This is a genomic window from Rhodococcus sp. APC 3903, from assembly GCF_030407755.1.
In the GTDB taxonomy this organism is placed as follows: domain Bacteria; phylum Actinomycetota; class Actinomycetes; order Mycobacteriales; family Mycobacteriaceae; genus Rhodococcus_F; species Rhodococcus_F erythropolis.
In genome coordinates this window covers 372,958-384,492 of record NZ_JASDCV010000003.1, presented here as the reverse complement: position 1 = coordinate 384,492, position 11,535 = coordinate 372,958, and the positions used below count along the sequence as shown (strand labels likewise).

Sequence of the window (11,535 nt, the reverse complement as noted above, 5' to 3'; positions counted from 1 at the left end):
CATGTCGACGCAGCTTTCACGCACTCAAACGTCAGGAGCTTCAGCGGATGAACAACGACACGGTGGGACCAAAGTCCGACGACGATTCCGGGGCTGAACCGAGCGGCTCCAACACCATCCCACCGAGGGGCCCGGAGCGCGAACCAAAGAGGACGGTCACACTGCCGGGAGGCCGTCGAACTGTACTCGCAATCACGGGATCGGCACTGGTCGTGGGCGGTTTCGTGGCCTGGCTCGGGTACACGGCGTACGAGGCGAAAGACAACCTTGAAGCAGCTCGCGACCATGCACAATCGGCGAAGAGTGCACTTCTGGCCGGGGATACCGGGGTCGCAGAGTCCGCCGCGGCGGAAGCCGATCGAAATGCATCGGCAGCGTACGACAACACCCATTCACTCCCCTGGAACATCGCCGCCGCAATTCCGGTCATCGGGTCGCCCTTCGACACGACGCGTCAGATGACCGAGGTCGTTCAGGGACTCACGCGTGACGTTCTCGGTCCCGCTGTCACTGTCGGAACTTCACTCGCACCAACGGAATTGGTGCAGCCTGGTGGACGCTTGGCACTCGCACCGTTACGCGAAGCGGAACCGAAATTGGACGAAACAGCTATCGCCGCGGAATTGCTGTCGTCGCAGGCACAGGAAGTTCGCGAATCGAAGTACCTGGGCCGAGTTAACGATGCAAGAGCAGAATTGCAGTCGCAGACAAGCGAACTGGCTACCCTCCTGACGAACACCGCCACCGCGGCGCGCATCGCACCGGCGATGCTCGGCACCGACGGACCGCGCAATTACTTCATCGGTTTCCAGACCAATGCCGAAGCCCGAGGAACCGGCGGTCTATTGGGTGGATACGGCATCGTCCGAGTCGACAACGGCGCCGCTCGGGTGGACACGCTCTCCCCCAACTCCGAACTAACACTGGACAATCAACCGATAGACCTTGGTCCTGACTTCAATCAGCTGTACGGAAACAGTCGACCGACCACCGATTTTCGCAACAGCAACCTCAGCTCACACTTTCCCTACGCAGCGCAGATCTGGCAGTCCCTGTGGTCACAGGAGTCCGGGGGTGAGATGGTCGACGGTGCAATAGCGACCGATCCGATAGCACTGAGTTACCTCCTCGAGGCGGTGGGACCAGTAGAGATGCCGGACGGAGAGTCGGTGACGGCCGACAACGTCGTTGAGTTGACCGAGTCGACCGCGTACGCACGCTTTCCCTCCGACAACAAGGCACGAAAGCAGTATCTGCAGACAATCGCGGCCCGTGTCGTGGCGAAGATGACCGGGAACATCAAGTCGCCGAGCGCATTACTGGAGGCTCTGGGCAGAGGCGTCAGCGAGGGCAGAATCGCAGTGTGGAGCTCTCACCCCGACGAACAATCGGTTCTTGCCGACACCGTCCTCGGGCATACGATTCCCGATGATGCTGCGCCGTATGCCGGTGTGGTGATCAACAACCAAGCCGGCAACAAGCTCGATTACTACCTCACACGAGAAATCGACTACACGGCCAAACCCTGCACGGGCGACACCCGAAAGACAACCGTCACTGTTCGACTGACCAACGACGCACCTGACACCGAACTGACCGAATATGTCAGCGGGATCGTCGACAACCCCGGACGACTGCCCAATGGCACCAATGTGGCTGCAGTCACCCTACTGGCGACAGCCGGCGCCAAACTCGACGCCGTCTCCGTGGGCGGACAGATTTCGTTTGCCGTCAACGGAACCGAACAGGGTCACCCGGCATTCATGACAAGGGCCGTCATTCCGCGAGGGAAGACCGTTGAGTTGAAGTTCGATCTGACCGAGCCCACAGCCGAGGGCGAAGCTCGCGTACCGGTCCAGCCGCTTGTCGACGACCCGAAGATTACCGTCGACGTTCCTAGCTGCTGAGCCTGACCGGCAAACGTCGACGAGGCCCCTGGCATGTCGTCGTTTGCCGGGCTAGTGAACTTTCAACAGATTTGAAACTTTGACGAAGGCTAGCCTAGGCTTCCTGACGCGCCTGGAACCGGCCGTCGGCTGCGATCCGTCGGAGTCTCACTCCTCGGCGCATCGACAACGGAAGGTTCCCCATGCGATACGCCCGTGTGCGCTCACTTCGCCGAACTGTGGCGCTGAGTGGATTGGTCATTGCCGCCCTGGTAATCGGCGGATGCAGTAACAACGACACCGCAACCGAATCAAGCAGCAGCGACTTCGAAACCGTCACTATCGAAAGTGCGCTCGGAAAAGCCGTCATCACCGAAAAGCCTGAGCGGATCGTGACCCTCGGCATGGGGTCGGCGGAGACCGTGATCGCGCTCGGCACGATCCCCGTCGGCGTCGAAAATTACGCATGGGGCAGCGACGACACCGGATATCTGCCGTGGGTCCACGAAGCGGTCACTAAGCAAGGTGGCGAACTGCCAGAGCAGTTCACCGGCGGAACCGATCTCAACATCGAAGCGATCATCGCTCTCGAGCCCGACCTGATCCTCGCCCCCTGGTCCGGCATCACCCAGCAGCAGTTCGACTCACTGAACGCGTTCGCGCCGACCGTCGCCTACGCCGAGAGTCCGTGGACCATCACGTGGGAAAGACCAGATCAACGTCATCGGCAAAGCCATGGGCGAATCCGAGAAGGCGACAGCCGAAATCGACAAGATCAAGTCGCAGTTCGCGGAATCGACTGCAGCACATCCGAACTACGCCGACGTCAGCTTCTCCTTCATCTACAACACGGGCCCAGGAACCCTCGGCGTCTTCTTCGCCGAAGAGCAGCGCGTGGCCATGGTCCGCGCACTCGGCTTGCAGGTGGATCCCGTCGTCTACACCTTGACGGAATCTGAAGGAACAGACTCCGCCGTCATCGGCCTCGAGAACGCAAACCTCCTCGACAAGTCCGACCTGCTCTTCACCTTCTACTCGGACCCGGTCAATCGGGCCGAGATCGAAGCGCAGCCCGCCTACCAGGCCATCCCCGCTGTGACTCGGGGAACTGTCATCGCTCCGACCGAGCAGCCCTTCGTCACCGGTTCCTCGATGATCAACCCTCTGACCGTGCCCTGGTCGCTCGAGCGCTACGTGCCGATGATCGACGAGGCAATCGCGAAGCTGAACGAATGATGTAGATCAGCATCGTGCGATCGAGAAGCCCGCGTCCTATTCGGATGCGGGCTTCTTGCCGTCGCGTTGGGCTTTGAATCGCATCCACTCGCTACTCAACATTCGATTGTCGATGATCCACCCCATGTAATCGCGCATGTTGAGGACACGAATGTAGGCGGGGCCGTTGGGATTTGCGTACTGCAGTGCTTCAGTCGCGAGTTTGCGTTGATTCTCGAGATACACATGCTCTGTTTCGAGGAATCCGCCCCACACGTCGGAATCCATGACGTAGTAGTGAGTCCGATCCCGAGGCTTGCGCGTGAGCTTGACGAACCCCCGGTCGATCAACCGGCGAATGTAAGTCGACACCGATCCGCGACTGGCTCCCAGTGCCTGCGCCAACTCTTCGGCACTGACCCCTGGCGACTCGCTGATCAACAAATAGCCCGCAATGCGTCCCTCGATGCGAGCTCCACCACCGGACTGCCAGTACACGGAGAACTGGTCAATGAACCACGTGGAGAAGTCGTCACCGCGAGCAGGGCTGGCATCGCCCATTCGTTGAGCCTCCGACGTCACTCGACAACAAGAACATTGACTTCCGATTCTGCCAGCTGATGCCTACACCCACGCATTCCGCGTCGCCGCAGGGTCGCCCGAGAAGTCGTGCGCTGTGAAGTCGGCACACGTCACCGTCGTCGCCGACCCATTCGGCTCGCGGACTTGGACGACCATCGAGCTCACCGAATCACCAAGAGGCGAAGCCTGAATGGCCCGGGCGGTCAACGAAGCCGAGTCGCGCGGGTCGGTATCCACGACGCACAGATCGAGGCGGACATTTCGCGATTCACTATCAAACGATCCGCCGCCGACTGTCAATCCAGTAGGTAACTCGGATGCTCGTGAGCGCAGTGCGTCAGCCAATGCCGCCTCCACAATGGGGTCTCCTGGGCACTCTGAACCTGCAGAAAGACCACCGGATGGTGTCGCCCGCGAGGGTGACGATTGCTCCAGATCGACTGTGCATCCCACGAGTCCGATCGAGGAAGCCATGCCTACTACGCAAATCAACAGACGCCACCGACCAATTTCCCCTGCCATTCGCGACACGGTAACCGAGACGCGTCCACTACTACCGCGAAATCAACAATCCTGGTGTAGTTGCGATGAACTCGAGCTGTTCGATCGTCAAAGGCGACGCCGATGTGGAGCCAGCCGATGTCACGAACTGGGTCACCACTACTGTTTCGCCGGAGGGGTGAACAACCCGGACCGTGTCATCGCCCGAGCCATCGGGATCGACCAGGCGAGTCACCGTGGTGGCGTTGGGCAACGTCAGGATCGCGCCTGGTTCCGGGACGGCCGTACCAATCGATATCTCGACATCACCGCGGCCGTCCGATGTCGAGACGACGATTCGTTCGCACGCCCCTCCCCGTCCGTAGTCATCCGGAACCAGCGAACCGAGCGAGCGTTCCAAAGTGACCTCTTCTGCGCCGAGATCCTTCCAACGTGCATCGAGCAACTGATTCAGTCGGTCGATATCCATGCGCGTCGCAGGTGGACCGGCATTCATGGAATCGGTGTAGCAGGATGCCATCGGTGGCGGCGTCGAGTCTGGGACCGGCTCAGTCACAGCGAGCCCGGGCGCTGTCGCGACCGCGATCAGTTCGTCCATCGTCAAAAGCGGACCAGTATCCGTCGAAGTCCCGGTCGATGTGTCGATGCTCGCAACAACTCTGGATCCGTCACCGAGATAAGCGACTACACCGCGCTCGCCCCCGACTTCCGAACCGTCTTTGTCTTCGAAATCTGCTCTGTCCTCGAAATCTGAGATATCGAGCACTGTTCCGTTCGCGAGATACTCCCGCCGATCCACCAGCCCCTCCAGGCACGGTGGCACCGACTGATCCCATGCACGAACCTGAACCGAGATATCCGCAGTCCGCCCGACGCGAGTTAAGGTTCCCTTCGCCGACGTCGAACCGCTGAACTCGATCGGGTCGACCCCGTCGGGAAACGAAACGCCCCGGTAATTCTGGATCGGCGCAAACTCGAGCGATTTCGATGGACTCGCAAATGCAACGTCGACATCGGAAGGCAACGATTCGAGTAGTGCGTCGCTCATGGCGGTGGCCTTCGGTCCCGAGAACCATGGATAGTCCGGGTCGTCATAACCGGGCTCACCGGTAAAACCGTAGTTGATACGCACCGGCGGACCCGGCGATGCCACCGAATCGCAGCCAGGAATCGACGTGCCCGTGTCTTCGTTCGTCACCGCCGCGACAACAGTTCCCAATGCGACGATTGAGACGATCACCAGCCCGTCGCGCCAGGTCCATTGCTCGCGGCGACGGTTCGACTCGTGTGCGGTGCGCCCAGACATTTCTCGATCATTGCCTATGACAACAACTACGTCGCTATCCGACATACCCGCTGAGGTCGTAGATCGTAGAATTTCCCACCGTTGTCGACGTGAAATTCGCTTCGACCCATTCCTGAATAGCATTCGACGTACTGTCCCCGCCTTGGCCATCTTTCGGGCTTCCGCCCTGGCCACTGGCGATGTAGTAGTGGACCTCGCCGTCTGCCACGTACTCGATGAACTGGTCCAGCGTCGGTGCGGGATCAGAACTCCGACCGCCGATCGCCATCACCGCAGTATCGCTGGCCAACTCGTAGGTTGCTGCGCTTTGCGAGCCGTTGGTCGCGGCCGACCACGTGGTGCCCGCATTGACCAACATTGCCGTCAACTCGGAAGTACTTTCGCTACCACTGCTTGTTCCTGGCCCACTCGTTGTTCCTGGCCCACTCGCCATCGGATTTCTGCTGGCGTCATCAGAGTTCGGCAGAGCCTCACCGTCTCCCTGCCCTTGGTCCCCACCCATGCCTCCTCCCCCGCCCATTCCGGAGTCGGACACGGCGTCGGTTGGTCCTGCCGTCGGGATGGACCCACCATGCGCTGTTGCGGCAGTGGCAATCGCGTAAGACGCCGAACCGGTTATCCCTGCCAACGAACCGATGATCAATCCAGCGACAGCGAGCTTGCGAAATCGACCCTTGGCTCCCACCAGAACCAGGATCGCGCCGACGACGGTGCCCGCCAACAGAATCCACTTCAGCATCGGCAGCCATTCGGCATTGCGGTGCAACAACACCCAGCTCCAAATTCCTGCGGCCAGCATCATCGCTGCCAAGCCGCAGCGTCCGATCCAGCGGGCACGCACCAACCACAGGGCGTATCCACCGACGCCGATCATCCCCGCAACAGCAGGCGCCAGCGCAACTGTGTAATAGGGGTGGATCGTTCCGGACATGTAGCTGAAGATCAGGCCGGTAACGAGAAACCAACCACCCCACAGGATCAACGACGCACGGAGAAGATCTGTGCGCGGTGCACGCCCACGGGCGAGGAGTCCGAACACCGACGCGATCAGTGCCGCAGGAATCAGCCAGGAAATCTGGATACCCATCTCGCTGCCGAACAGCCGATCGAGTCCGGCACTTCCCCCAAAGCTGGAACCTGCACTGCCACCGGCCATTCCACTACTACCACCGGCCATTCCACTACTACCACCGGACATTCCGCCACCGGTGTTCCCGAAAAGTCGACCCAATCCGTTGTATCCCAGTACCAAGTCCATGACGCTGTTGTTGGTCGATCCGCCGATGTACGGGCGAGAATCAGCGGGCCACAGCCACACTGCCAACACCCACCACCCAGCCGATATGACAACGGACGCAGCACCGATCACCAGGTGGAACAGGCGAGTCCGCAAGCGCACCTGTCCGGCAATCAAATACGCGGCACCAAATGCAGGCAACACCATCAGCCCTTGCAACATCTTGGTGAGAAAAGCGAAGCCCAGCGCGACTCCTGCGAGCGCCACCCACACTGCGGCTCGTCGACCCACCACCGTGCACATGGCGCGAATCACGAAGTAGCCGGCGAGAGTCATGAGCAGAACAAGCAATGCATCGGGATTGTCGAACTTGAACATCAGGGCGGCAGCGGGCGTAGCTGCCCACACAGCTCCCGCCACAAGACCCGCAGCCGGGGTCGCCACTCGTTTGACGGCCGCATACACGAGCGCAACCGATCCGACGCCCATCAACGCCTGCGGAACAAGAAGGCTGGCACTCGAAAATCCGAAGATTCGTCCGGACAGACCCATGACCCACAATGAAGCGGGCGGTTTGTCGAGAGTGATGAAATTCGAGGTATCGAGGGAGCCGAAGAACCACGCTTTCCAATTCTGGGAGCCGGCCTGCGCCGCCGCAGCGTAGAAGGTGTTGGCGTAGCCACTCGCGGTCAAATTCCACAAATACAAGACCGCCGTTGCTGCCAACAGGATCGTCAGCGCCAATCCTGTACGGCGAGTGCGGAACCACGACGGCGAGGGCTCGGCTCGATGGGCAGTTGGTGCCGGCCGCTGAGGCGGGGCCGGATGCAGAACGGCGGTCATCAGGAAGTCCCTTCACGAGTTACTGTCCTGCCAACGATCGCGCTTTCAACCCCGGCGGCACTGGGAGCCGGCTGGAAAGTTGCTGTGAATGAATCAGGTCAGGGAACGCTCGAACAGCACGACGCTGAACCAACCGTTGTAGACAACATCTCCGAAGTCACGACGCCCTACCTCGGCGAAACCCGCGTCTCGGTAGTAGCGGCGCAACCGCACGTTCGTTTCGACACAATCGAGCCGCAAGTACTGCGCGCCCTCCTCCGCGGACCGTCGATGGGCCCAGACGAGTAAGCGTTCGCCCAACGAAGTGCCCGAAAATTCTCGATCGATAACCAATCCGTGCACGTAGCCGGCAGGCTCGTTCGAATCGGGCCAGACCACGGGGTCTGACCAGATCAACCGCAGGGCGCCGACAATCCTTAACTGCGCCCGGTCTCGCGCAACAAAGAACTCCCCTCTCGAAATCTGCTCCCCGACCTGCTCGACAGACACTTCGCGTGGGCGCCACTGGATGATTCCGCGTTCTGCCAACCAGTCTTCTGCCGCGTGCCGCAGCGCCAGAATCTCCGGCCCATCGCTCTCGACCGCTTGCACAACGTCCACAACCATATGACCTCCCCCATATCTGCAGCCGTTCACAACAACACGGCCTCCAGGCCCCAACCCGGATGTATCTCCGAGTTGAAGCCTATCGACGTGAAGTTGTGTATCTGAACGGGTCTCACCACTCAGTCAGGTTTTGAATGTGGTGTTCGCCGATCGCGGGTGCTGCTGCGGGTCGATCGAGGGCGGCGGGATGAACCACGGTTTGTTGTCGACCCCGATCCGGATCACCCACTTCCCGACGAACCCGGATTTCCGGTGCATCAGCCGGTGATGTGAACGGCACAGCAGGACAAGGTTGTTCATCACCGTCGGGCCACCGTTAGCCCAGTGCCGGATGTGGTGCGCATCGGTCCACGCGGGCACACATGTGCAGCCCGGGAACGCGCAGCCCTTGTCCCGGGCGATCAACGCCACTCGCTGTTCGGCGGTGACCAACCTCTTTCCGGGTTTCGCATCCAAGGGCGCCCCGTGATCATCGAGCAGAACAGTCGACAGGAAACAATCGCACCCAAGGAGTCTGGTCTGCGAGACCGAGAGTGGTCCGAGCCACGGCATGTGCCCGACATCGAGATCCGACACAGCCACTCCACCAACAGAAGCGGGAGCGGCGGGTGTTGCGGCGCAGTCCCGATGCTCAGCCAGATCACGCGCGTTGATGTGCACGTTCACGTGCGGACGCTGCCCACCATCGAAACCGGTCTTCGCGCAGTCCAGATAACGCCGAATCAGTTCGGTGAACCCATCCGCCGTGCGTTTCGCCGCAGACCGAGAATCCGGGGTTCCATCCGGTGCCGGGGTGGGCATCGTCAGATTCGACAGGGCGGAGAGCAGCATTTCACCGGTGAGGGCGTCGAAATCTCCGCGCACCACCACCCGGCCGTTCAGTGTCGACGCGATCCGGAGCTCGTTGCGGTCGATATCTTCGGCGGGCGGAATCTCGTCGGATTCGAACACTCGCTCCAAGGTCGCGATCACGTTCCGTACCTTCGTGGTCGTGGCCTCCACTCCGGAAGCGGCAGCCAGCAACAAGTCGATACAGCGAGGGAGCGCTTCCTCCGGCATGCCCTTCGGTGGTGATTCGCAGAACGCCACGATCAACACGGCATGATCGAAGGAGCAGTCCCCGTCATCGAACCGGGCCGCCACTGCCGGAAACGGCCGTAGCGCTGCACCCAGGGCGGCGATCTTCTTCCCGTCCCGAACCTGCAGCATCGTGTTCGCCGCCAACCAGCACCCACCCCGCGGCTGGCAATCACCTGATCATCCGGCCGCAACGACAACTCGTCCACCACCGCCACACGAACGGCCTCGAGACGAAGAATCTCCGCACTCGCCTCGATAGCAGCGGTACGTAACTCAGAAGCAGACAACCGCCACAGTCGTCCGCGCAACCCCACCGCAGAACCAGACACCACATCCGACAGATAGACACTCATTGAATCCCCCGATCCCCACCCCCAACAATACTCGAACACCCGTTCGAGTCAAGAGTGGTAGACCTCGAGCGCCCGCGCTACCGATTCGTCACTCGCAGGTAGCAACGGCAGTCGCACATGGGGAGTCGGAATCTGCCCCAATGCATGCAACACGCCCTTGATGACAGTCGGGTTCGATTCGGAAAAGAGAGCTCCTGACAGCGTCGACAACCGTCGCCCAAGATCGCGAACACTGTCCACATCTCCACTGTCCCAAGCCTTCACCAGGCGCACGAACTCGGCGGTCGACACATGAGCGGACGCCAAGATTCCGCCTGACGCACCCAAGGCCAGAAGCGGCGCGAGAAACAGATCATCCCCCGCCAGCACGGCGAAGTCGTCCGGAAGATCCGCGAAGAGTTCGACGGCAGCTGCGTCGATACCGCCCGCGGCATACTTCACACCAACAACCCCGGGCAAATCACCCAGCTCCCGCAAAGTGCCGCTGTCCAGATCGCACGCAGTTCGGTACGGCACGTGATAGACGATCAGCGGCACGCGGCTCGACGACTGCAGATGCGCGAAATGCGCCACCACACCGGCTTTCGACGGCCTCGTGAAGGAGGGAACCGGCACCAAGGCCGCCGAGACGTCAGGCCACCGAGTCAGCCTCCCGAGCGCCTGCGCACTGCCCGCCGTGTCGTTGCTACCCGCGCCCACGATCAACGTCGCACCTCTCGCACGGCACACGCTCGCACAGATATCCAGAACGGTCACTCTCTCTTGCTCGGTGAGGGTTGCGGTTTCCGCTGTAGTCCCCAGTGCAACGAGTCCGACCGCACCGTCGGAGAGGACCTGGTGCGCAAGCTGTTCGAGTGCGTCGGTTGCAACACGACCGTCGCTCTCGAAGGGCGTGATCAGTGGTACATGGATTCCGGCCAGGTCAACTCGAGTCGTAGTCATAGAACTCAGCCTCACCGAACAGACCTTGTAGGTCTAGTTCGCATTTCCATCGTCGAGCGTAAGCTGAGCTGATGCTCGATGTTCGTCGACTGAAGCTATTGCGCGAACTAGCGCTGCGCGGAACCATCGTTGCCGTTGCCGAGGCGCTGTCGTTCAGTCCCTCCGCGGTGTCGCAGCAATTGGCCGTCCTCGAACGTGAAGCCGGCGTGCCGCTGCTGGAACGAACAGGCCGTCGCGTCCGCCTCACGCCGGCCGGTGAGAACCTCGCACGTCATGCCGAAGTCATCCTGCAACGCCTGGAGCAGGCGTCGGGTGAATTGGTCGACGCGCGTCGTGGACTGGCGGGGCCGCTGCGCATCGGAACGTTCCCGACCGCCGCACGGGCGATCCTCCCGCCGGCATTGATCGCCCTCTCTCGCGAGCATCCCGGGTTGGAACCGATGGTTTCGGAGATCGACCCAGCGGACGTCGCCGACGCCCTACGAGCTGGGAATCTGGACTTGGCGTTGATTCACGACTACGACTTCGTCCCTCGTCCCAGCGAACCGGGCCTGACAGCGTTGCCTCTGTGCAGCGAATCGGTCTATCTGGCGTCGAACGACACCGCTACAGATCCCGACAGCACCATTACCGCGCTGACCCACTGCGTGGAGCAGCACTGGATTACTGCGATCCCCGGAACTGCTTGTCATGCAATGACCATTCGCGCGTGCCAAGCGGCCGGGTTCACCCCGAAAGTGCGACACCACATCGACGAGTTCGCCACCGTTCTCGCCCTCGTCGCTGCAGGGCAGGGCGTTTCACTGGTCCCGGAACTCGGAGCCATCCATCCGCCACTCGGAGTGCGCCTGACGCCGATGCCCATTCGACGAAGGACCAAGATCGCACACCGAGCCGGCTCCGACGCTCACCCGGCGGTCGCAACCGTGACAAGCGCGCTTCGCTCGGCCGTCCCGCAACTGCTGGACGCCGAGCGATAGCGGC

General features: G+C 61.3%; 8 protein-coding genes and 2 pseudogenes. 3 read left to right on the top strand and 7 right to left on the bottom strand.

Features of this window, described 5'->3' with window-relative positions:
* The first annotated feature begins 47 nt into the window (after positions 1-47).
* Positions 48-1,907 carry a DUF4012 domain-containing protein gene (locus tag QMA15_RS06495; RefSeq protein WP_019748795.1) on the top strand — a complete coding sequence of 620 codons (1,860 nt, stop codon included), beginning with the start codon at positions 48-50 and terminating at the stop codon, positions 1,905-1,907.
* Positions 1,908-2,001: 94 nt separating this feature from the next.
* Here QMA15_RS06495 and QMA15_RS06490 read toward each other — a convergent pair whose 3' ends face one another.
* On the bottom strand, positions 2,002-2,256 hold the full coding sequence (locus tag QMA15_RS06490; RefSeq protein ID WP_290283793.1) for a hypothetical protein: 255 nt from the start codon (positions 2,254-2,256) through the stop codon (positions 2,002-2,004).
* Between QMA15_RS06490 and QMA15_RS06485 the strand changes: the two are divergent.
* Positions 2,141-3,122: pseudogene (locus QMA15_RS06485) on the top strand (iron-siderophore ABC transporter substrate-binding protein). The gene QMA15_RS06490 and the pseudogene QMA15_RS06485 sit on opposite strands and share 116 nt — an antisense overlap.
* Before the next feature lie 36 nt (positions 3,123-3,158).
* On the opposite strand, the gene QMA15_RS06480 reads toward QMA15_RS06485, so the two are convergent.
* From QMA15_RS06480 to dapA, 6 genes and pseudogenes are all read right to left on the bottom strand, one after another.
* Positions 3,159-3,662, bottom strand: coding sequence for a MarR family transcriptional regulator (locus tag QMA15_RS06480; RefSeq protein WP_020908019.1), 504 nt, complete (start codon positions 3,660-3,662; stop codon positions 3,159-3,161).
* 574 nt (positions 3,663-4,236) lie between these two features.
* Positions 4,237-5,490, bottom strand: coding sequence for a hypothetical protein (locus QMA15_RS06475; RefSeq protein WP_019748799.1), 1,254 nt, complete (start codon positions 5,488-5,490; stop codon positions 4,237-4,239).
* Between the two features lie 34 nt (positions 5,491-5,524).
* Positions 5,525-7,570 carry a glycosyltransferase family 39 protein gene (locus QMA15_RS06470; protein ID WP_290283783.1) on the bottom strand — a complete coding sequence of 682 codons (2,046 nt, stop codon included), beginning with the start codon at positions 7,568-7,570 and terminating at the stop codon, positions 5,525-5,527.
* Positions 7,571-7,663: 93 nt separating this feature from the next.
* A complete protein-coding gene (locus QMA15_RS06465) occupies positions 7,664-8,176 on the bottom strand; it encodes a GNAT family N-acetyltransferase (RefSeq protein WP_019748801.1) in 513 nt (170 codons plus the stop codon).
* Positions 8,177-8,299: 123 nt separating this feature from the next.
* Positions 8,300-9,609: pseudogene (locus QMA15_RS06460) on the bottom strand (DUF222 domain-containing protein).
* Between the two features lie 48 nt (positions 9,610-9,657).
* Positions 9,658-10,551 (bottom strand): 4-hydroxy-tetrahydrodipicolinate synthase, encoded by an 894-nt coding sequence (dapA, locus tag QMA15_RS06455; protein WP_290283782.1) that lies wholly within the window; start codon positions 10,549-10,551, stop codon positions 9,658-9,660.
* 71 nt (positions 10,552-10,622) lie between these two features.
* Between dapA and QMA15_RS06450 the strand changes: the two genes are divergently transcribed.
* The gene (locus tag QMA15_RS06450; RefSeq protein WP_042952068.1) at positions 10,623-11,531 is read left to right on the top strand and encodes a LysR family transcriptional regulator; all 909 of its coding nucleotides are present in this window, start codon (positions 10,623-10,625) and stop codon (positions 11,529-11,531) included.
* Positions 11,532-11,535: the final 4 nt, after the last annotated feature.